Below are 23,159 nucleotides of genomic sequence, written 5' to 3' on the forward strand. Positions count from 1 at the left end.
TGGCAGGCTGGCGTCACAGCGATGCGCTGATTGTATACAACTTTATTGGCATTTTGTAAGCCTGAATTTTTGCATTTTTCACCGGCCGTCATCTTTTGCTGTTCAGGGTATAAGCCTGCAAGAAACCTGCCTGACCAGTCAGCTAATGAATCGAAGGTTCAATGATCAGGCGCATTCGCCGACGATTAGCGGTAAAAGCCCGGATGGCGGGAGCGGAGGGAAAAATGTCATTTTTATTGTGTACAATTTTTTTGAAAAGTGTCTTAATCAGTCGCTCGCCGCAGCTTTTCGTGCTCCGAATCGGTGCGGTCTCCTTTTTCAACTGACTTCGGAGGCGCGAAGTCTGATCGCCCATGGCGGCCAGGCGCGCAGAATCAATGGGACGTTTGACAACACACGTTTTGGACGCTGCACACGGTTGCCCGGGCAGCTCGATCAAGGTCGAGCTGTATCGCGTTGAAGGATCGCATCTGGAATTGGTCGCCAGTGCGACAACCAACAGCGACGGCCGGGTCGATGCGCCGCTGCTGCAAGGCGAGGATTATCGCAGCGGCGTTTATCAGGTGCAGTTCCACGCTGGCGATTATTACCGCGCCCGTGGCGTGCAACTGCCCGAGCCGGCGTTTCTCGACGTGGTGGTGCTGCGTTTCGGCATTTGCGCCGAGCAGGAGCACTATCACGTTCCCCTGCTGATTTCGCCTTACAGCTATTCCACGTATCGGGGCAGCTGACCCCCAAGCAGCTGCCCCAACCGGGAAGCGACTGCGCATATAGCTTCTTTGGTCTTTCGCCCGCTCACACTGCGGGCTTTTTTATGCGCGGGTTATCACGCGTCAATCAATTCTGGCGATGACAAGATTGGTTTGCCCCGAAGCAAGCTTTTCATGACCACCCACCAGATAGATGATCTTGTTTGCGGCATGGGCATCTTGAAGGGTTTTTTTATCACTCGGATCAATTTGAGTGACCAACGCACGCCTCTTCAGCCACTGGGTCGTGTCGGGCACGTAAGCGGGGCTTTGACCAAATTTGTCAGGAAACAGAATAAAAACCGTATCAACATCCCTTCGCTGGATCAGCAGTGCATCCTTCGCATTCCGGCGAAAAGTATTGGAAACCCTGTAGCCGTGGTCTTGCAGAATATCCCTGAAGCTTTCCCGCTGTGACTCTCTGCCTGCTGGATACTGCCTGCCAAAGAAATCCCTGGTATCGATGTCGATGCGCTGCAAGCCGGTGGCGGATGCCGGTGGCAGGTGAACGTAATGGTTGGCATCCCTCGGCAGTTTCGAAAGCAGCACAAACGGATCCATCAGATCCTGCCGTCCCGGTATTGTCTGGTCCCAAGCGCCACGCCGACGCGTTTTCCAATACGTCAACATCTCAAGCAGGTCATTTATCCCACGCCCCGTTATGACATCGGAATGGTTGGCGCGGATGAACATCTCTCGAGCAATTTCGATCGCTGAAACATCTGTGAAATTGCGAAAGCTGTCTTTGACATATCGAGTCAGTGGCTTTTTGAACGGCAACCCGTCCACAACTCGCCATTTATCCCCTCCCTGGCCGCTCCGTTTATCCGCCAGTTTGATGGCCCCTCTTGGTTGCAGTTCCGGCGTAAGTGCCAGCGTGCCTTCATACGCTTCGAAATCCATGGCCAGGAGTAGCGGATGAGTGATAAACACCAGCGTATCGTCAGCATGGCCGGGTTGAGCAACTATCCGATAGTGCTTGCCGTCGATTTCGACGGAGTCCCCATCCTGCGGCTTCGTTTCGCTTCCCCAGCTCCGCCAGGTGTCATCGGGATCCAGGGCCGGGCGCAGCAGTGTCATGTGCTCGTTTTCATTCAAACGTGGACGCTTGGCCGGTCCGGGCTGTGGCTCATCCCCAGCGGGGCGCGAAGATGGCGGTAATTTACGGCGCCAGAGAACGTCGCCGGGTATTTGCTCGAAAATCTCAACCGGTACATCCCTCGTTGTCGAGGATGCCAATTGATATTCGCCCTGCTGGTTTTTGCGCACCATGATCGTGCCGTTTGCGGTGTCGACATAGATTCTCCCATGTGGTCCCTGGCGTATGCCGTCTGCCGATTGTTGTGCCGCAGGCAGCAGACTCGCCAGGTTCGGCTCCAGGAAGTACGTCGTCTGTCCGGCGTGCGCGGTGATCGTAGTCGCCTCGGATGTCGCTGGAAGCTGCCTTCGCTGTGCATACCAATCGGCTTCTACACGCCACAGCGACCGCCCTTCGATTTTCTTCACAACCGGCGGCGATATGCCCGGCGCGTCCGGCCAGGGAATCTGGTAATTCCCGTCGGCATTGATTTCAACGCGGTAGTGGCCGCCGTCTTCAAGAGGTGCGAAGACCCTGCCATCCGGGGTCTTGTACAAACCGTCGACGGATTCGAGCGGGCGCAACAGGTGTGCCTGCGATTCGGGCAAGGTGATGTCTGCGAGGCGAGCGTTGAGTTCCGTCATCATGGGATCGGTAACGGAATTGACCACGACGCGCGGCGCAGTATCGTCAGGTGTCGAAGTGCCAGCCCCATCGGATTGGGGCCTGCCAACGGAAGGAAGTGTGTCGGCAATACCGTTGTGTGTCAGTTCAACCTGCGGTATGTCTGACGTGGTCCGGGGCGGCGACGGATTCTCGGTGGTCGGACGGGGGGCGCCGACTTTCGGTGGCTTGGCCATTTAATCATTCCTTGATCAATGTAGTGGAGCCCGGTAGCGGGCAGACGGATGTTTGGCGAAAGCGAAGCATCCTGTGCGGTATAAAGGTGTTGAGCTGATGATGAGACTGAGGGTGTTTTGCGCGGGCGCCCTCGACGGCAGACCGTGCTCGAGGACATCCTCGCCATTACTCAGCGCTCGCGGAGAATGAATACCGAGTCAGGTTTGTCGGCGACCTTCAATACTCCGCCGATCAGCCACACCACTTTGCTTTGCGCGGCGGCCTCGGTGAGAGCCTTGAAAGCGACCTGACCAACTCTGGTGGGCAGGCTCGGTTCATTCAGTTCGTTGCCGGGCACGTGTGTCAGCCCCGCCTGATCTATCGATCCGAGTTTGAGGAAGAAAATCTGATCGCCCTCAGCCAGTTTGAACACCAGCGTCGGCTTGCGATGTTCGTACGTCAGCGGGAATAATTCGTAGCCGCTGTCCAACAGCAAGGCGCGCAGCAGACGCCTCAGGTTGAGGTCCGAGGGATAGGTTGTGTAGTGATTCCAGGCCGGGGCAAAACGCTGCGGATCGAAAGTCAGCCGTCGCAACTCGCTGTCGACCTGGGGAGGCATCGGAATCAGTCTTTTCCCCCCAAGGTCGATATCGGGTGCCACGGCCAGCATGCTTATCGGGTCGGGGAGCATCGGCGTCGTGGATAGTGGCTGTTGTAGCCATTGATGCAGCGCGGCCTGGATATTCACCAGCCCGGTGCCGGTGATGGTTGGCGAGTGATCCGCCAGTTCAAACATCCGCTTGGCGACGGCGCGCGCAGTGGCGTCGGAAAACTGGGGGAATGCGCGAGCAACTGACTGTGTTATCGGCTCTTCGAAAAATCGTTTTCCCGGGTGGATTTCGGTGAGGCTGCTGCCAATTCGAGACGTTGCCACTGGCTGCAACATCGGAGCGTTGACCAGCATGTTTTCGAAAGCCTCAAAGTGCGTCGGTACAAACTCGGGATGACGCACAAAATAAACGTTGGCTGCGGAATTTGAGCCAACCGGTACGATGGGATAATGCAGCCCGCCAAGCTGTACCGACTCGACTCCCGCAAGCTTGGTGAAGTGCCCCCAGGACAACCAGTGATACGGGGTTTGCTGATCCTGAACGAGGGCCGGCTGCGATGTTGCCGGTTCGGCTGGCTCGTCCAGCCGTGGCCGTTTGCTCGGGCCGGCGATTGGCTCTTCGGTCCGGGCGATCGGCGGTCGGCTGGATGACGGTGTTTCTTCGGGCTTTGTGCTGGAAATCTTCTGCCGCCAGAACAGCGTTCCCGGGATCTGTTCAAAATAAACTTCAGGGGCCTCGCGGGTTGACGCAAACGCCTGTTGATATTCGCCGGCCTTGTTTTTGCGCACCATGACGGTGCCGTCTACCGTGGTGACGAAGGTCTGTCTGAGCTTGTTGTAGCGAATGCCATCAGTGGCCAGCTCTGGTTGGGTCAGCGAATTGGCCTCGGATGGCGTCAGGTAGGTGGGGGGGGCCGGGGCGGGCCGGATCGATTGCGGGTCAGGGCGCTGGATGCGCCAGCTCGCCTGACCTTCGTTGCGAACCAGGGCAAGGCCAGGGACGCCGGGCGCAAAGGTCAGCGGCAAATGGTAGTTGCCGTGCGGATCCTGTTCGACCATGAACCGTCCTTCACCGGCGATGTGTGCGTACGTTCGCTGATCCGGGCCGGTGAACAGTCCACTGTTGTCTGGCAGGGGGACCAGCTCGTGAAAACGCTCTGGCGGCCAGGCAGTCGCGCTGCGAGTCGCGCTGAATTCGTCTGCTGTCGGCGGCAACTCATGAACGATCACCGCGGGGGGGCGCTCGACCGCTGCCGAGGTGTCTGGGCTGCCGTTTGCCGGGGTAGGCTCAATGCCCAGCAACAAGTAGTCCAGCATATCCAGACCAACGCTGTTGCTTCGCGTCGGCGAACCTGAACCCGCGGTATCGGGCAGCTCGGCTTTGGTGGTAAGAGGAACTTTTTTCGGTGATTTGGCCATTGGAAATACTCATAAAGTGAATGCGCAGGCGCGCAGGCGCCTGCACAAAAAGCAACGTTCGCGAAGGGGATCGATGGAAAGCTCTAGCCGTTAAGCGGGCGGGACAGTGATGGGGGGCATGACCTCGAAGATGCGGGTCTGGTGACCGCAGCGATTGGTTACTTGCAGCTCGGACGCTTCAACCCGTGAGTTGTCGGCACGCAGCACCCAACCGTGTGCGGCGAAGCTGTAACTCAATGCAGCTGTCTCATCGAATATCCACTGAGCGTTCGAGACCTTCACCACATCGTTGGCGAATGGCCTGAGCGCTGCGGGCAGCGGCTGCGAAGCATCCGGTTCCTCAAAGAATCGTGCATCCAGGCCATCCCGGTAGACCTGATCAAAAACCAGATCGACTGTGTGAACAATTCCGTTCTCGGTAATAACCCGGATCTGATCGATCAAGTCCTCGGCTTCATACACTGGCAGGTGGACAGCGCAAGTGCCGATGGATAAGCGGTTTTCCGTGAGTTTGATTTCGACGGGGCCCAGTTTTGTGGCATCGAGTTCCCATGTGGAAGAATGCGCTAGCCTAACGCTCGACTTGGCGAGGGCACCCGGTGTCGATAGTTTGATGGTCATGTCGGCAACGAGATGAATCAGGTATCTTGCGCCCGCACCTATAAGGCTTTCCATGGCGGTCTGGACGGTCAGGGATACGAGCGTGACACAGCCATTCCGATTGCCGGTTTCGTGCGCTTTGCTTTCCGGCAACGCAGAGCTGTAGCGCCGAGAGCGAACGGCCAGGGGCAGAGTCATCGGAGTGATCCAGTTCCTTGGCACAGCGTAATCAGTGAAGGCCGGCAGGGCGTCGGTTTCAGCCGTGAGACCGGCATTGATGGCAACACCGTCATTGAAAATCAGCACGTAACGATAAAACGGCCGGGCCGCCATGGTGCGCAGGATTTTTGTCAGGTTATCGTGATCATCTTGATTACGGGCGGCGGCAAAATAATTCAACTTGATACGTTTTTCGCCAAAGTGATAAACCAGGTGGCAACCTGCTGTGAGTGGATATGACTTGTGTTTGACTGCAAAAAAATGCGCCTCGGCCTTTGTCAGTTCGTCACTGCGGTAATCCAGATAAATTCTGGTAACTAATGTAGGGCGATCTACCGAGTAGAAGGTGGTCATGTTACCGGAGCGGGGCACGTAATAACTCGCTTCCTGCTGATGTCTGATCCAGCATTCATCCGAGTAAACGATGATCGATTTCTGCGGTTGGCCAAGTTTGATGAATATTTCGGGAATATCCGCTGTCTGACCGTCGCTGATTTTCTCTGGTAAATCCAGGCTGAAGGAGTAGCCGTCGCCAGTGATGAAAATCAGGTTTTTATTGATCAGTACCCGTTCGTTGTCTTCTTTTTTATAAACATCATGAATGGTTAATATGTTTTTCGGGATATCCAGAAACTCGAATCCGGAAGTAATGATCAAGTCGTTATCCTCGACTTTCCATGAGTCAATCAGCTCTTTTTTCCAGTTCAGTACAATGTAACTTGCCTGCTTGCCATCTTCGTAAATCGAGAAGCGCCCCTCCACGTGAGCAATGAAATACTGATCGGCGCCCGCTTCACCGGATGCTTTGGCATTCCTGTGCGACAAGTAGATCCGGTCATCCCCGGCGCCTGCTTCGATCACGTCGCTGCCGCGCGCCTTGATAATGTTGGGTTGCGCTGTGCCGGTCACCACGCTTGCCGCGCCGTCGACGGTCTCAACATTTTCAATGCTGTCTATCAAGCTGTGCAGGGCGTATTTTTTGCCCTGATCGGCAGACTGATCGGTCGAGATGATCTGGAGCGTGCCGGCCAGCAGGTCGACGTCATAGCCGGTTTTATTCGTAAGGTGACTGGAGTAACGGCCGCCGAGCATCAGCGTGTCATTGCCTTCGCCGCCTCGCAGTGTCGAATATTCTGCCGCATTCGTGTCTTGTTTCAGGAAGTCAGCCGCGTTTTCGAATACGAACCGGTCGTCTTTCTCGCCGCCAGTCAGTTGTTTTCTGCCTGACTTGTAATGAAAGACGTTCGGTTTTTTCTCGACCCCCTGGATCGCGTCACGCCCCTCGGCAAGCAGCCACAAAATGCCCTTGTGCTCGGCCGCAGTCCCCAATTCCGCACCGGGCGTGTCCTTGGTAACGCCTTCGCGCGCATCGATGGTGTCGTCGAGGCCCACTATTTCAGGGACATTTGACGATACCCACGCATCCCGTTTGGTCCACCAGTGTCGCTTCCAGGCGCGGGTTGGCCGCAGCTGAACTTCGAACTGGCCATTGACGATGGCTTCGGTGCTGTCCTTGAGAGGGCCATCGAGCAGCTGTCTTGTCGTCGTCTTCACTTTGAGCGAGTGCTGTACCAGCGTCTTCGCTTTTAGATAGCGGTCTTGAATGTCCTGATCGATGTCCAGCATGCAGAACGAAAACCAGCCGGTACGCCACCGCTCTTCCACGGTGAGCTCGATATAGTCGTCAATGTCGTCGACGACGCGTACCGCACCATAAACCTGCGAGCCAATGGCCAGAAGCGCACCGGCAGCCAGTCCGACCGGGCCGGCAAACGAAAATCCGGCCATTGCCGCAGCGCCGAGGATCAAGGTCATGGCTGCACTGGTAATGCTTAACCCGGCGCTGACGTAGTGATCCATCGCTTCCTTGCCAGTGGTGTTCGCAGCGGCATTCATGGAGCGGACGGCGGTGAAGATATCGAAGGGCAACGTCAACGCGCCGCCGACCAGACCACCTGAGCGCCCCAGCCTGAGGGCCATCCGCGTCCTCGCGAAGTCGCGGAAAGCGTGTTGCCCGGCGGTGAGCATCTCGGTGGCCATTTTGCTGACGGTCAGATCGACCGCGATCGATCCGAGCTCCGACGCAACGCCCACGCCGTTCAGCACGATCTCCGGTGTGTTGTCGGCCTTGATCGCATCGACCACTCCACGCAGGCCCATGAATATCCCGAAACCCTGGATACCGATGCTCGAGCCGAGTGTCGCGTAGCTTTTGGTCAATGTCTTCCAGCGTGGATCGTGCTTGGGCAGATGCACATGCTGCAGGTCGAGTGTCTGCGCTGCATTTGCAAGTTTGATCAGCTTGCGGCGGTAATTGCCCGGATCACTCTCGGCGGCACTGCGCTTGGCGAACAGTGGAGGCGCGGTCAGCGGGCGCTGACTGGCCATTTCAAACAGCAGCGTCGGCAGTAAATAACTGTCGCTGCCCGTGGCGGTTTTTATCGCGTGTTCGACTTTGTCGAGATCCAGTTGCAGCGCATTGAAAAAAGAGCGTTTGGGCACCCCGCTGAAAGTATTTCGACCATTTAACGGATTGCCTTCGAAGGTCGCCCCCAAACTGTCCAGAGCAACTCGAGTGATTGAAATATTCCCCATCTGCAAAGGGCCAAATATTTCGTCGACCAATTTCAATTGACTTGTTTTGCGTGGGATTTCCGCAAGGTCAATAGTTGAGGCAGTGCGCTCGTTGGTTTCGAATTGCATATCCGTGATAACGACCGTATCCGTAACTTTGTCGTTGTTCGGGTTTATTGCCGGGTCAGTCTGTACTGACGCTTCGTGTATCAAAGTTGCCATTGGAACTTCCTTGTTCAGGCAGGTTTGTTTCGAGTCGAAACGGATATTACGGCGTGCTTTTGAGCGCTGTACATCGATGGGTTGTTGCCTTGTATTGCATATCCCTGATTACAGGGTTGGGGCGCTGTGATTAATTGTAAACAGCACCATCCCGACTTGAATCCGTTCAGGCGGGATGGCTAATTGTCGCAATACTTAATGACTACTGAGCAACGATGCAGCACCGGCACCACCGAACAATCCGGCACTGATCCGGTTGAACCAGCTTTGGCCCTTGCCGCTACGCAAATATCGCGCTGCCCCATGGGCACCCAACCCGTACGCCAGTTTGCAGCACAGATCGAGCACCACCCACGTCACAATCATGATCAGCAACTGCGGCAGAAACGGTTGTTGCGCGCTCAGAAACTGCGGCAGAAACGCGGCGAAGAACAGGATGTCTTTCGGATTGCTCGCGCCCAACACGAAGGCACGCCCGAACAGCGTGCGAAAGCGTGGCACAGGTGCAGCCAGGGGCACTTCAGCGCCCACTGAAGGCTGCCGTGATTGCTGCCAGCTCTGCCAGGCAAGATAGAACAGGTACAGCGCGCCGACGATTTTCAGCGCACTGAACAGCTGCTCCGAGGCCAGCAGCAACGCGCCAAGCCCCAGTGCCGAAGCGCTGAGCAGACAGATCGAGGCAATCACACCGCCGAGAAACGCCGGGTACGACCGGCGCAAACCGTAATTCAGACTGTTGCTGATCATCAGCAACGACAGCGGCCCAGGAATCAGGATCACTACCAATGCTGCGCCACTGAACAGCAGCCAGGTTTCCAGACTCATCGCTTTGCTCCTTTGTTGTTATCGAGATGCACAAAAGCCCCACCCGTGAGGGTGAGGCTGGTTTGAGGCCTGAGCCGCGCAGCGCTTACAGGAAGATGAACTTGGCGATGAAGATCGCGCAAAGTACCCAGAGGCTCACGGAAATTTCCTTGTACTTGCCAGTGCCGGCCTTCAACGCCACATAAGTGATGAAGCCCAGCGCGATGCCGTCGGCGACCGAAAAGGTCAGCGGCATCATGATTGCCGTCACGATCGCCGGAATGGCATCCGTCGCTTCATCCCATTCGATGTGGGCCATGCCGCCCATCATCAGCATCGCCACGTAGATCAGCGCACCAGCGGTAGCATAAGCGGGGATCATGCCAGCCAGCGGTGCGAAAAACATCGCCGCTATAAATAGCACACCCACAGTGACGGCGGTAAGACCAGTCCGACCACCAGCGGCTACGCCGGCGGCACTTTCCACGTAGCTTGTTACCGGCGGCACGCCGACGACGGCGCCGAAGACACTGGATGCGCTGTCGGCCTTCAGCGCGCGCGACAGGTTCTCGATGCGACCGTCAGCCGCGAAGAGGTTGGCGCGCTGGGCTACGCCCATCAGCGTGCCGGCGGTATCGAACATGTGCACGAAGAGGAACGCGAGCACCACGCTGATCATGCTGACGTTGAACACACCGGCGACGTTCATCGCCATCCAGGTGGGCGCCAGGCTCGGCGGGGCGGACATGATGCCCTCGTAGTGCACCAGGCCCAGGCCCCAGCCGGCGAGGGTGACGGTGATGATGCTGATCAGGATTGCACCGAACACGCGGTGGTAACTGAGGATGGCGATCATCAGGAAGCAGATCGTAGCGAGCAGCGGGCCTGGCTCGCGCAGGGAGCCGAGTTTTATCAAGGTAGCCGGGCTGTCGACGACAATACCGGCAGTCTTCAGACCGATCAGGCCAAGGAACAGGCCGACACCGGCGCCCATCGCAAAGCGCAGGCTCACCGGAATGCTGTTGAGCAGCCATTCACGAATCCGCGAAAAGGTCAGAAACATGAACAGCACACCCGAGACAAACACCGCGCCCAGGGCGGTCTCCCAGTTGTAGCCCATGGTGCCGACTACGGTGTAAGTGAAGAACGCATTGAGGCCCATGCCCGGCGCGAGGCCGACCGGCCAGTTGGCGTAGAGGCCCATCAACAGGCAGCCGAGCGCGGCGGCGATACAGGTAGCGACGAAGGCCGCACCGTGGTCGATCCCGGCATCGGCCATGATGTTGGGGTTGACGAAGATGATGTAGGCCATGGTGATGAAGGTTGTCAGACCGGCGATCAGCTCGGTCTTCACCGTGGTGCCATGCAAGCTGAGTTTGAACAGACGCTCCAGCAGGCCATTGCGTAATGGCGGCGTGAGCTCGAGCGGCGGTGCTTCGGATTTGCGGCTTTCCACAGCGAGTACTCCTCAAGAGTTTTATTGTTATTTCCAGGACCGGACCCATGAGGGGTGGCAGCGGCCCTTTGAGGCATACGCGAATTTGTTGACCGTGTAGTCAGGAACTCGCACGCAGTGGATTATGCTTTTGTGTACAAATAAAGCAAATATTGTTTTGGGTTTTGTCGACGATTTTTTTGATGATGGGGATATATGGCTTTCAGTTCGATCGCGAGCGGGCTCGCTCCCACCTTTGAATCCATTGCCCTGTGGGAGCGAGCCTGCTCGCGATGGCGTCGGTTCAGTCACTCATGGCCAGTCTGACTGTGAGCCAACGGTTTGCTCACGCCGGGCAAGGCCAGCAACTCCCTCACGCTCAGATTCGGAGGCCGGTTTATTCAGGCGCTGACGTCGAATGGCCAGTGATCAGTGGTCGGGCAGCGACGGGGGCGCCGTTTTGGTCTGATGCTCGCAACGTCTCAAAACTTCCAGCTCCGAATAATTTATGTCCCGGGATTTGTTGCTGTCCAGGATCCACTTGCGGTTGGTCAGGTTGTACTTCAACGCGCCTCGAGTGCCGTCGCGCAATGCAACATGGCGCACGGGCAGTTCGCGGTGCGCAATCGCTGAAAATGCCTCAGGTAAATCAGCAAGCGTGGGCGGTTCAAAGTATCGGGCGTCCAGGCTGCTGATATAAACCTGGTCAAAAGCCAGGTCCACCGTGTGAACCACACCCTCTGGCCCAATCACCAAAATCTGGTCAATCAGGTCATCCGCCTCGTACTGCGGCAGATGCAGGGTTACAGTTCCGATATAAAGCTGATTGCCTGCCAGGACGATGTTGAAGTCTTTGATTTGCGTCGCATCGATCTCCCAGGTGGATGAGTTGTTCAGCCGTGTTGTGGCGGTCGCCAGGCCGCCCGGCGTCGAAATCCTCAATACCCTGTTCTCACGCAAATGCAGATGATAGGTAGCTCCCGCACCTTCCAAGGTTTCGATCGCCGTCTGTTTGTCGATAGGCAAGGGCCGGATGCAAGCAGAAACGTGATCCAGCTTCAAAGGCGGGGTCTCGGGGATTTCGAAAACCGCTTCAGGATTTGTTCTGAGCGGGAAACGCAAGTCATGGCTGGTCAGCGTATTGGCGACAACGCTGTGTTGGTAATGCGCCGGAGCTACGGCGTATTCCTCTTCAAGGACCAGTGTGTGAGATGTGCCATCGCGGAATACCAGCATGTAGCCATGGGTGGAGATATTGGCTGCGGCTTTCTTCAGCGCAGCATCAAGCGTCGTTTCTGCATATTGGCCAAATCCGGCGATCTGCAACAGGCTCTCGCCAAAATAAAACAGAAAGTCGCATGAGACATTGACCTTGTCCTTATCCGCCGCGTTGTTCATCAAAACGGAAGGCGTGGTGGCAAAGACAGCATGGGCACTGGTCATCTCGGCGTAGTCATAATCAAGAAAGATGCGGGTGCCGTAATAAGAGTCTGGGTCGCGGCCGGTGATGAATTGAGTGTGCTTGTGATAGCGCTGAACGTAATAGTTGCTGTTTTGGTTGGTGGGCACTTCGCAGACTGTTGCGTGAACAATGGTCGTTTTTTCAGGGTTTCCCTCCCTGAGAATTTCCGCGTTGATCTTCACGGGATTGTCGTGGTCGATAGTTCCAGGCAACTCCGGTTTCAGGTGATACCCGTCTCGGGTAATGATAGTCAGTTTGTCATTCTGCAGAAACCGACGGCCGTCTGTTCTTTTGTATACGTTGTCAATGGCTATGTTGCTTCTGCGACCGTAATGGAAGTCGAAGTTCACTACTATGAAAAGACGACAGTTGCTTACTTCCCATTTTTCGATCTGATCCATTCGCCAGCCCAGAGAAATATAACTTTCGTCTACCCCGTCTTCAGAGATGAGCACTGAGCCCTCCGCCAACGCCACGTGGTAAAAATCCAGTCCCGATTCACCGAATGCCCTTGCGTTGCCCTTGAGCAAATAAATCTTGTCATCACCGCCGCCGGCATTGATGGTGTCTGCGCCTTTTGCGGTGATCACGTTGGCTGTTTCGGTCCCTGTGACAACGCTTCTTCCGTCTTGCAGCGTCTGAACGTTCTCAATGCTCTCGAGCAATGTATTGAGGGAGTACGTCTGGCCATCCACTACAGTTGCGTCCGGGTTCGGCGTGTAAACTTGCAAGGTGCCCGCCGCCAGGTCGATGTCATAACCCCGACCGGCACACGGAAGGCTCTGTTTGCCATCCATTATCAAGGTATCGCTGCCAGCACCGCCCTTAAGCCGGGAAAATTCAGCGCTCTCGGCATGCCCTATCAGATCATCCGCAGCGTGTTGAACAATGAACCGGTCATCCTTATCACCCCCGGTGAGATTCTTTATACCTTCAGCGTAATAAAAGAAATTGGGCTTTTTCGCGACACCAGTGATGGTGTCCCTGCCACTACCGATCATCCATACAATACCTTTATTTTCCCCCGGCACTCCCAATACCGCACCAGGGGTTTGAGCCGTCACGCCGTTGCGAGCATCAATCGTATCGTCAAGGCCGACCACCTCAGGGACGTAAACGATCGGCATGGTTTCGACCCCCCACCAGTGCCTTACGCGTTCGCGTTTTTTCTTCAGGCGATCTTCATAGCTGCCGTGCACGACGGCTTCGACGGTGTCCCGCTGCGTTTCGTCGAGTATCTTGCGCGCGGTGGTTTGCAGTCGTTTGGTGGTTTCGATTTTGGCTTTGGCCAGCTCGTAACGATTCTTGATGTCCTGGTCTATGTCCATCAACGGTACGAAGGAAAACCATCCGGTGCGCCAGCGCTCTTCAACAGTGAGTTCGATGTAGTCATCGATCTCGTCCACCATGCGCACGGCGCCGTAGACCTGCGATCCGATTGCCATCAACGCACCCGCTGCGAGCCCGACCGGGCCGGCGGCAGAAAAACCGGCCATGGCGGCAGTACCGAGAATGACGGTCATGGCGGCACTGGCGATGTTCAAACCGGCGCCGACGTAATGATCCATGGCCGCTTTGCCGGTGGTATTGCTGGCGGCGTTAAATTCCCTGACGGCACTATAGATATCGAACGGCAACGTCAGCGCGCCGCCGACCAGGCCGCCCGAACGGCTCAGGCGGATCCCGGCGCGGGTTTTGATGAAATCCTTCAATGCGCCACTGCCCGCTTCGATCATGTGCTGGCCGGCTTTAGTGACCGCTACGTCGGTGATGATCGAGGCGACCTCTGTGCCGATCCCGATGCTGTTGAAGATGATTTCGCTCCGGTCATTTTTCTTCACGGCATCGAAAATGCCGCGAATCCCCATGAATATGCCAAAAGCCTGAATGCCGACGCTGGCGCCGATCATGGAATGGTTCTTGATGATGAGCCAACTCGGACTGATGCGTTTTCTTGAATAGGCCAAGCGCAAATCGAGGTTTTGAGCCGCGTTCAACAAGCGAGCCAGTTTGTTTGCGTAACCGTTATTCTCCGCACTTGCCCCGACGCCTTCCCTGATGACCGGCGGGGCAGTAGCCGGGCGCAGATTGGCGAGTTCGAACAACAAGGAAGGCAGTAGATAGTCATCACCGAATGTGGAGACTTTCATGCGCTTTTCGATTTCGGCGTAATTGAGTTGCAGGGCGTTGACGAAAGATCGACTGGGTGTCCGAAAGTGCGTGTTATGACCGGTCAGTGGCAGGCCGTCGATAGTCGCCCCCAAGGCATCCAGGGCACGGCGTGTCACGGTGTACGGACCTATTTTCAACGGTCCGTACAGTTCGTCGAGCAGCTTTAGCTGACCGGGCTTTCGTTGGCCGGTCAACGCCTGTGTTGTTGGCGTTTCATCGTTACCTGTCGCTTCGAAATCGATCGTCGTGGCGGTGCGTTCATTGGCATGCATACCGATGTCCAAGACTTCGAGGGTGTCGTCCATGGCGTAGTTGCCGTTAGCTGGAAAGGGTGTAGACATTGAAACTTCCTTGTTCAGTTTTTTTCAGTTGTGCATCTTTTAATGATGGCGATATAACCTCGTAAGGTACGTGCTGTTTTGTGCGGTGAAAATTTCTCATTGCTGGCTGAAACAGCAGCTGTGACCACAACGAATCAGTCTCGACGTGAGACTGGCCGTTTCAGGCTGATATCGGGAAATAAATAATTACATTGTTACCGAAATCCAATGCCAGTGATTGTGCACGGTTGTATCGAACACGGCTTTGGATTTATATAGCAGTCGTATTACGAAAAATGTTCAATTGTGATTGTTGAAGTTTCAATCGGTATTCATTGATGGTGATTCAATTCTTTGCGCTGGCGCACTTCGCGGACAAATGTCATTGATCCGGTGTGATTATGTCGAGTTGTAACGTTTGGTGGTGCGGCGGGCAGTTGTAGAGAAGCAGCTTGGGAAAAAAATAAACCGGCAAGATGCCGGTCTATTTTTTATCTGGATTTTGCAGCGATTGGACGAGCCCTCATCGCAAACACATTAGACTCCCGCAAATCGCTTATCCAGATACTCGATTATCACCTTGGACTCATACATCCAGGTCGTCTGCCCATTCTCTTCAATGCGCAGGCACGGCACTTTGATCCGACCGCCCTGTTCCAGCAGCGTCTGGCGATCCTGCTCGTTGTTCTTTGCGTCCTTCAGCGCCACTGGCACGTTCAGGCGATGCAAGGCGCGGCGGGTTTTCACGCAGAACGGGCAGGCGTGAAATTGATACAGCGTCAGGTCTTTCGCAGCAGCGTCGACTTGAGCCTGAGCAGCGGCGGGGCGTTTTTTCTTGCCCGGCCGGGTAATGAAATCGACGAAGATAACCAGTTGGCCGAGGCCGACACGAAGCGCTTTGACGAACACGTTGAAAGCCTCACGGTGCAAATAAAGGAAGGCGCGCAGCTTACGCGATTTTTCACGGGGCAAAAAAAACCGGCGATCGACGCCGGTTTTTTTTTCTGTGGCGAATTACTTGATGAGGCTGAGGAACTCGCTACGAGTCGCCGCGTTTTCGCGGAACTCCCCCAGCATCACCGACGTGATCATCGACGAATTCTGTTTCTCGACACCGCGCATCATCATGCACATGTGCTTGGCTTCGATGACCACGGCCACGCCCAGCGCGCCGGTCACCTGCAGTACTGCATCGGCGATCTGGCGGCTGAGGTTTTCCTGGATCTGCAGGCGGCGGGCGTACATGTCGACGATCCGCGCGACTTTCGACAGGCCCAGCACTTTGCCGCTCGGGATATAGGCAACGTGTGCCTTACCGATAAACGGCAGCAAGTGGTGTTCGCACAACGAGTACAGCTCGATGTCCTTGACCAGCACCATTTCGCTGTTGTCGGAGCTGAACAGGGCACCATTGGTGACCTCTTCGAGCGTCTGCGCATAACCTCGGCAGAGGTACTGCATGGCTTTGGCGGCACGCTTTGGCGTGTCGAGCAGGCCCTCGCGGGACACGTCCTCGCCCAATTGGCCAAGAATCGCGGTGTAGTTCTGTTCCAGTGTCACAGGGGCTGATTCCATAAGGGTTTCAGAGGGGTACTGTTTCTGCCTGTACCCATTTTGTACCAGGCTGAGTGGCAATAAACGCAGGATTCATACCCGCCATGAGGCACATGGTAGCCTATGTGTGTCGGCAGTTGTATTGCCGACGAGAGTGAAAGCCTGATTCGGCCATTGCCGCCTGGACCTGTGTGTCGATCGATCTCGATTTGCAACGTCAAACTTTTCGCGCCCAGCTTCCGAACATCACATCGCCGATGTAGACGCTTGAGGAGGCTGTACGCTCCTGATCCAGCCGTTCTTGCAATGTATCGATTTCGACTTCCTCTGCACTGGCCACCCCTAATGCGATGATTCGCGGCAAACACGCTCGAACAATGGCACCGAGGCTGTAGGGTGAATCGGGAGTCTGCACGATGCATTCCGCGCGCACGGTCTCAACGGTCAAGCCGGCCTGGGTAAAAATGCCGTGCAGATTGAAACCGATATGTAAATCGGCCCCTTCACGAGCAAGCATTTCCTGCAGCCAGCATTGCGCTCTTTTATGCAACGCAAAAGCATCCAGGCTTGCAGGGACCATAGTCGTATCGTGTTCTTGAAAGACCATGAGCCCATTGGGGCGCAAGTACCTGGACAGCGCACGGATCGTCGCCACCGCATCCTTCTGGTACATCAGTACGCGCCTGCCGACGATAGCGTCGAAGGTTCCGATCGAGTCCTGAATCGCGAGGAGCTCGCACTGCAGAAACGTTGTGCACGAGTGGTCATGTGCTGCGGCTCGCTGCCGCGCAACGGCGATGGAATGGCCATCGTGATCCACACCGATGACCTCGCCGCGTTGTCCCACCAGATCAGCCAACAGCAAAGCGACATCACCCGAACCGCAGCCCACGTCGAGGATTCGCATGCCTTTTCCGATTCCTGCGTCGATCAGTAAACGTGTAGTGAAGTCCAACCGGTTGATCGACATTACTCAGCCTCTCTGCGTTTTCTGAAAAGTCCAGGGCATGCTCCAAGTGGAGCATGCCGTACTGTTTCGCGTATCAGCGGCTGAGCGCTGCACCGCCCCAACGGTCACCCTGGCTGGTTGCCTGAGGAAGGTTTGTCGTCGACCTTCACCACAGCGCTGACATCCACCTCTACCGAGACTTCATCGCCTTCGCCCATTTCTCTGTAACGCTTGCGCAATTCTCGCAGCTCCCTGGCCCCCAGGTTGTCCAGCGATAAAGTGGCATTCTGCGCATCCTTGGACGCGCGGATCAGTTCATCAAGTTTGAGGTGAAGGATGTCGTTATCCCGGTTCTGAGTGTTCTGGATCAGAAACACCATCAGGAAAGTAATGATCGTGGTCGAAGTGTTGATGATCAGTTGCCAGGTGTCGTTGTAATGAAAGTACGGCCCGGTCAAGGCCCAGACAACGATGAGCAAAATGGCGGTCAGAAATGTTTTGGAGCTGCCTGCCCAGTCTGAAAGCCCTTGGCAGAATTTGGCGAACGTCATAATCGAAAATCCGTGGTGGGTGTAAGCCATTGACCACGTACGATCATTGAAATTCTTTTTTACAAATTTCTTGAGGTTTTAGGTTAGTCGACTTGCAAAGGCAATCGCACTGTGAACGTTGTGCCTCTGTCGATGTGGGAGTCAACATCGATGGTCCCACCATGAGCACTGACAATTGCCGAGGCAATATGCAAGCCGAGACCTAACCCTGCGCTGGCACCGTATTCGGGTTTGCCATTTTCCAGATGGCGTGCCATCGGGTTGAAGATGCTGCGCTTCGCCGCCTCTGTAATCGGTTCGCCAAGGTTATGAACTTGAACCAATACATCGCCATCGCCTTTCGCCAGAATCACCTTCACCGGAGAATGAGCGTCACCATGCTGAATGGCATTACCGATGAGATTTGCGATGACCTGCTCGATCCGTGATTTATCGAATTTGCAAAGCGGCAGGGGCTGCGTCTGAAACTTGATTTGACGATCCGGGTGATAGGCCCTTGCTTCTTCGACCATTCCCAGACACGCCATCGCCAGGTCGTCTTCGGCGACGCGTACCGGAATACCTGAGCCAAGCTGCGTGCGAGTGAAATCCAGAAGATCGCCAACGATCTTTATCGAGCGTTTTACGCTTGTGTAAATGCGTGAGGCGTTTTTTGTCACTTTTGGTGCCAGCTCGGGTTCTCTCAACAAAACATCCGCGCTTAGCAGGATCGCCCCTAACGGGCTTCTCAAATCATGTCCGAGAATGCCCAGAAACACATTACGCGCCCCGTTGACCGCTTCCGTGTAAGTCACCACGGATTCTGCAAGCGCCTGGTCGACTGCTTCATTGAAACGAATGATGTCGCGGACCTCATGTTCCTTGCTGACATGATCCGGTGGCATCCATAACGCCAGAACGCTAGTTCGCAACGCTCTGTATTCAGCGATCATCTGACCGATCGTGAAGCCCGACAGATGGCGAGTTTCAGCATGGGTCTCGGCTGAGGTGACGTAATCCACCGAGGGCGCTGCGCCGTGTGATTTTCGCGTACTCTCTTCACTGCTCTGACTTGTCTGGAGATCCGCAGCAATTGTCCGCAGCATCTGCTCCGCATGGTCACGCAGCCCTGCCGAATCCATTGTCGTGGAAGCAGGCGTCAACGTTTTTGCAAAATCCTCCCAGTGCTGAAGGATGGGTTCGATATTGTGCAAAATGAAATCGGCCAAGCGCATGGGATAGCTCCATATCTGGAAAACACGTGAACGAGGCGCGCTGAGCGAGACAGGGACAAGCCGAGACTACAGCAAGGACGTGTTCCTCAGTGAACAAAAGCGCATGGATCCAACATTTGTGCTGGGCGGGTGGGCAACCGCAGGCGCGCCGATGGTCGCGTTCGCCTCAGTTGAATTGAACGATTCCTGGCTGAATGCCGTATATGATTCACAGCTCGTTAAAACTCATTGAGCGCTGCGCTAGCCGGGCTCTGTGGCCATATGAAGGAGATCGTTTTTGCCGACTGTAGCGGAAGAAGGATGTGGCGATGAGCGCCTGTCTCACGTCCTGAATGCCAGCGAACGGCTGGTCATGGCGACATCGGTGGATGAGGTCGTGGACGTGCTTCGTGAAACGGCGCGGGCGGCGGTCGGAGCGCAAGGCGTCGCGATTGTCGTCGAGAGCGGCGGTCGCTGTGCATATATCGCCGAAGATTCGATTTCCCCGCTTTGGCAGGGGCAATCTTTCCCCGCGGATCACTGCATCTCAGGATGGGTGATGCATCACAGCGAAACCGTCGCTATCAGTGATGTGAAGCTCGATCCGCGTATTCCGCAAGACGCCTATGCGCCGACGTTCGTTCGCAGCCTTGTCATGGTGCCCATCGGCAGACCTGCGCCGGTCGCGGCGCTTGGTGCGTACTGGGCGCAGGTTCGCACCCACGATCAGGATACGATCAACCGGCTGGAGAGTCTGGGGCGTCTGGCCACGATTGCCATCGAGAACGCGCGCCTGACGCAGGCCCGCGACCGGGCTGCGGCGCTCAGGGCTGCGCAGAACCGCATTTTGCGTCTGGCTGTCGAGGAGGGTTCGCTCGACGCGGCGCTGGGGGAAATCGTCCGCGAGGTGGAAACGTTATCCACCTCCCGCTTCCTGGCGAGCATCTTCCTTCTGGATGAGGACAAGCGTCGTTTGCGAGAAATCGCAGGACCGCACTCCCCACGCTTGCGTAATGGCGCTCACAAAGACTTCGCCATCGACCCGAGCGAGGCGCCTTTGCGCCTGCTCCAGGATCCGCCCGGTGAGTACGGTCTTCACGTCTGCTGGTCAATGCCCATTCGTTCGACGCAAGGTGTCGTCCTCGGCAGCCTGGTTTTGTATCACCCTGAAAAACGAGAGCCGCTGCCCGAGGATATCGAGGTCGTCGACTTTGTCGTCCAGACCATCGGCCTGATGGTTCATCGCGCACAGGAAAAGGCTGCCATCCGGATCAGCGAGGCGCGCTATCGCCAGATCGTCGAAGGCGCGGAAGACTTCGCCATCATCACCTTCGATGCGCAAGGTATCGTCACCAGTTGGAACATCGGCGCCGAACGCATCGTTGGCTATCGCGCCGAAGAAGTGGTGGGCCGTGAGGGCGATCTGTTTTACACCGATGCGGACCGGGTGGACGGCGTTTTCCACAGCGAGCTCGGGATCGCGAAAGAACAGGGCCGCGCCATCAATGAACGCTGGCACGTTCGCAAGAACGCCACGCGCTTCTGGGGCTCGGGACTGATGATGCCACTCGCCTTGGATCACGGCGGCTTCGTCAAGATATTCCGTGATCGCACTGCCGAGCATCAGGCCGACGCAGCATTGCAGGAAAGCGCGCAACGCCTGCGTTTTTTTGATGAGCTCGATAGCCGACTCTTCAACATCCGCCACGCCGAAGACGCGATGAACGCTGCGACCGAGTTGCTCGGACGCAAGCTTGATGCTTCGCGTTGTGCATACGCAGATGTCGACAGCGACCACGACCGATTCTGGATTCGCAGTGACTACAACGCGCCCGGCATTGACAGCTCAGTGGGCACCTATCGGCTTGATCTTTTTGGCCCACGTGCGGCGACTGACATGCGCACAGGCCGCGCCTTGATCGTGCGCGATGTCGATGCCGAGCTTGGCCAAGGGGAGGGGCGTGAGACCTTCAAGGCGATTGGCGTCGACGCGATCATCTGCTGTCCCCTGGTAAAGGAAGGCCAGCTCACGGCGATGATGGCGGTTCATCAGAATCAGCCGCGCAATTGGTCACCGTCCGATATCTCGCTGGTCAAGGAGGTCGTCGAACGTTGCTGGGCGCACATCGAACGCGTAAGCGCGGAAACGCGCCTGCGTATCAGCGAAGAGCGGCTGCGTCTTGCGGTAGAACATGCCGATGTCGGGTTCTGGGATGTGGATATGGTTCACAACACGTTGATCTGGCCGCAGCAGACCAAAGCCATGTTTGGTATCCCCGCTGACGAGTCGGTCACTATCCAGGACTTTTATGACGGCCTGCATCCTGAGGATCGAGAGGCGACGATAGAGGCCTTCGCCGCGGCCGTTGACCCCGAACGCCGTGCGCTCTACGACGTGGACTACCGCACTGTAGGAAGAGAGGACGGCGCTGTGCGCTGGGTGGCCGCGAAAGGCCGGGCAGTCTTCGACGCCGCTGGCCGCTGTGTGCGATTCACCGGCACCGCGATGGATGTCTCCGCACGCAAGGCGATCGAAGCAGAGCTGCGAGAGCTCAACGCAACCCTGGAAACCCGAATCGCCCGAGCTATCGCGGAGCGTGAAGACGTGCAACAGGCGCTGCGTCAGAGTCAAAAAATGGAAGCGATGGGGCAGCTCACCGGCGGCGTGGCCCACGACTTCAACAATCTGCTCACCCCGATCGTCGGCACGCTCGACATGCTCCAGCGCAGAGGCGTTGGCGGTGAGCGGGAACAGCGCCTGATTGCCGGCGCCGTGCATTCGGCTGATCGCGCAAAGACGCTGGTACAGAGATTGCTCGCCTTTGCGCGCCGGCAACCTCTCCAGGCTGTTCCGGTCGATGTCGTGAAGCTGGTCAGAGACATGGGCCATTTGGTGGCCAGCACCACCGGTCCGCAAATCAAGGTGGTGGTCGATGGCCCGGAAGACCTGCCTGCGGCGCTTGCAGATCCGAATCAGCTCGAGATGGCCATCATCAATCTTTCGGTCAACGCGCGCGACGCCATGCTCGAGGGCGGGACCATCCGCATCTCGGTAGGCACGGAGTTCGTCAGTACGGGGCACCGTTCAAAACTGCCGGTCGGCGAATATGTGCGGTTGTCCGTGGCGGACACCGGCATTGGCATGGACTCGACCACTCTTGCGCGCGCGGTGGAACCGTTCTTTTCGACCAAGGGGGTGGGGAAGGGCACCGGTCTGGGCCTGTCGATGGTGCATGGACTCGCTGCTCAATTGAACGGCGCGATCACCATCCAGAGTGCACCCGGTCTGGGTACGAACGTGGAGTTGTGGCTTCCACGCAGCCTGACCGTGCCGCAGTCCCCCGTAGTCGCTGATGTCGCGGCGGACCAGCAATCGGCGCGAGGCGTGGCGCTGCTGGTGGACGATGAAGAATTTGTCCGCGCCAGCACGGCCTACATGCTGACCGAACTGGGCTACAGCGTCATAGAGGCTGCATCAGGCGAGGAGGCACTGGCTTTGCTGGAAAACGGACAGCCATTCGAATTGCTGGTCACAGATCATCTGATGCCGGGAATCAATGGCACAGAACTGGCCCGTGCCGTGCGTAAATCACGGCCGGGTACGGAGATTCTGCTGGTATCCGGTTACGCCGAACTGGAAGGCCTGGATCCGGATCTGCCCCGGCTCGCCAAGCCGTTCCGCAAGAAAGAGCTTGCAGCCAGTCTGTCGCTGCTCGGCATCAACGTTTGAGACGGCTGGCGCGACTCCTGCGGGGGAATTTTTCGAAGGGCAGCGCCAAGTGGCCATGTTTTACCAGACTGCTGCGACGGTGTTATTCGTCGCGACCTTCCATCATCGTGCGTTTGAGCATCACATAAACCGCGCCGGCGCCTCCGTGGCGTGCCTGGCAGGAGCAGAATCCGAGGACTTGCGCGTGCTGGCGCAACCAGGTGTTGACGTGGCTTTTGATCATCGGCCGCTTGCCGTCGAGGCGCACTGCCTTGCCGTGGGTCACGCGCACGCAGCGGATTTCGAATTTGGTCGCTTCGGCGAGAAACGCCCAAAGCGTCTCCCGGGCTTTTTCCACGCTCATGCCGTGCAGGTCGAGGCTGCCTTCGAACGGGATCTGTCCGACCTTGAGCTTGCGCATCTGGCTTTCCTGCACGCCGTCGCGGGACCACATCAGCTCGTCTTCCGGGCCGACGTCGATCACGAACTGATCGGACAGGCCGTCGATGATGGTGGTGTCGCTGCGTACGGTGGCGGACTGACGCAGCTTGGCGATCTGCGCGCGGTCAGTCTTGGGTTTGCCGGTGTCGGCGCGGTCGTGCTTGATCGGCTTGACGCCCTGGATCGCACTTTTGAACAGAGAAAAATCGTCGTCTTGCATGTCAGCCTCCGCGAAGGGCGGCCAGTTTACCCAAGTCC

At 56.7% G+C, this 23,159-nt stretch carries 14 protein-coding genes and 1 pseudogene; 2 read left to right on the forward strand and 13 right to left on the reverse strand.

The features are described 5' to 3' along the window. Positions 1-377: 377 nt before the first annotated feature. A complete protein-coding gene (uraH, locus tag VNV36_RS00220) occupies positions 378-731 on the forward strand; it encodes a hydroxyisourate hydrolase (RefSeq protein ID WP_325715126.1) in 354 nt (117 codons plus the stop codon). 102 nt (positions 732-833) lie between these two features. On the opposite strand, the gene VNV36_RS00225 is transcribed toward uraH, so the two are convergent. The 12 genes and pseudogenes from VNV36_RS00225 to VNV36_RS00280 form a co-directional block, all read right to left on the reverse strand. Beyond that, on the reverse strand, positions 834-2,687 hold the full coding sequence (locus tag VNV36_RS00225) for a hypothetical protein (RefSeq protein WP_325715128.1): 1,854 nt from the start codon (positions 2,685-2,687) through the stop codon (positions 834-836). A 170-nt stretch (positions 2,688-2,857) separates the two neighbouring features. Then, a complete protein-coding gene (locus VNV36_RS00230) occupies positions 2,858-4,696 on the reverse strand; it encodes a hypothetical protein (protein WP_325715129.1) in 1,839 nt (612 codons plus the stop codon). A gap of 90 nt (positions 4,697-4,786) precedes the next feature. After that, positions 4,787-8,311, reverse strand: coding sequence for a calcium-binding protein (locus tag VNV36_RS00235; protein ID WP_325715131.1), 3,525 nt, complete (start codon positions 8,309-8,311; stop codon positions 4,787-4,789). A 195-nt stretch (positions 8,312-8,506) separates the two neighbouring features. Continuing rightward, positions 8,507-9,136, reverse strand: coding sequence for a LysE family translocator (locus VNV36_RS00240; RefSeq protein WP_325715133.1), 630 nt, complete (start codon positions 9,134-9,136; stop codon positions 8,507-8,509). 85 nt (positions 9,137-9,221) lie between these two features. Continuing rightward, positions 9,222-10,571: an NCS2 family permease gene (locus tag VNV36_RS00245; RefSeq protein ID WP_325715135.1), complete on the reverse strand. Its 1,350-nt coding sequence runs from the start codon at positions 10,569-10,571 to the stop codon at positions 9,222-9,224. A 408-nt stretch (positions 10,572-10,979) separates the two neighbouring features. Continuing rightward, positions 10,980-14,525 carry a calcium-binding protein gene (locus tag VNV36_RS00250; protein WP_325715137.1) on the reverse strand — a complete coding sequence of 1,182 codons (3,546 nt, stop codon included), beginning with the start codon at positions 14,523-14,525 and terminating at the stop codon, positions 10,980-10,982. A gap of 516 nt (positions 14,526-15,041) precedes the next feature. Continuing rightward, entirely contained in the window at positions 15,042-15,413 is a 372-nt protein-coding gene (locus VNV36_RS00255; RefSeq protein ID WP_325715138.1) for a glutaredoxin family protein, read from the reverse strand. Positions 15,414-15,518: 105 nt separating this feature from the next. Beyond that, on the reverse strand, positions 15,519-16,064 hold the full coding sequence (folE, locus tag VNV36_RS00260) for a GTP cyclohydrolase I FolE (protein ID WP_076953056.1): 546 nt from the start codon (positions 16,062-16,064) through the stop codon (positions 15,519-15,521). 58 nt (positions 16,065-16,122) lie between these two features. Beyond that, positions 16,123-16,215: pseudogene (locus VNV36_RS00265) on the reverse strand (site-specific integrase); the annotation flags it as partial. Positions 16,216-16,275: 60 nt separating this feature from the next. Then, positions 16,276-17,028, reverse strand: coding sequence for a class I SAM-dependent methyltransferase (locus tag VNV36_RS00270; RefSeq protein WP_325715140.1), 753 nt, complete (start codon positions 17,026-17,028; stop codon positions 16,276-16,278). 104 nt (positions 17,029-17,132) lie between these two features. After that, positions 17,133-17,558 carry a low affinity iron permease family protein gene (locus VNV36_RS00275; RefSeq protein ID WP_325715338.1) on the reverse strand — a complete coding sequence of 142 codons (426 nt, stop codon included), beginning with the start codon at positions 17,556-17,558 and terminating at the stop codon, positions 17,133-17,135. 83 nt (positions 17,559-17,641) lie between these two features. After that, on the reverse strand, positions 17,642-18,772 hold the full coding sequence (locus VNV36_RS00280) for an ATP-binding protein (protein ID WP_325715141.1): 1,131 nt from the start codon (positions 18,770-18,772) through the stop codon (positions 17,642-17,644). Positions 18,773-19,124: 352 nt separating this feature from the next. Here VNV36_RS00280 and VNV36_RS00285 point away from each other — a divergent pair, with 352 nt between their 5' ends. Continuing rightward, entirely contained in the window at positions 19,125-22,481 is a 3,357-nt protein-coding gene (locus VNV36_RS00285; protein WP_414705488.1) for a GAF domain-containing protein, read from the forward strand. 82 nt (positions 22,482-22,563) lie between these two features. Here VNV36_RS00285 and VNV36_RS00290 read toward each other — a convergent pair whose 3' ends face one another. Then, entirely contained in the window at positions 22,564-23,121 is a 558-nt protein-coding gene (locus VNV36_RS00290) for a Smr/MutS family protein (RefSeq protein ID WP_325715145.1), read from the reverse strand. Positions 23,122-23,159 lie beyond the last annotated feature (38 nt).

Source organism: Pseudomonas sp., assembly GCF_035554175.1.
Lineage (GTDB): Bacteria > Pseudomonadota > Gammaproteobacteria > Pseudomonadales > Pseudomonadaceae > Aquipseudomonas.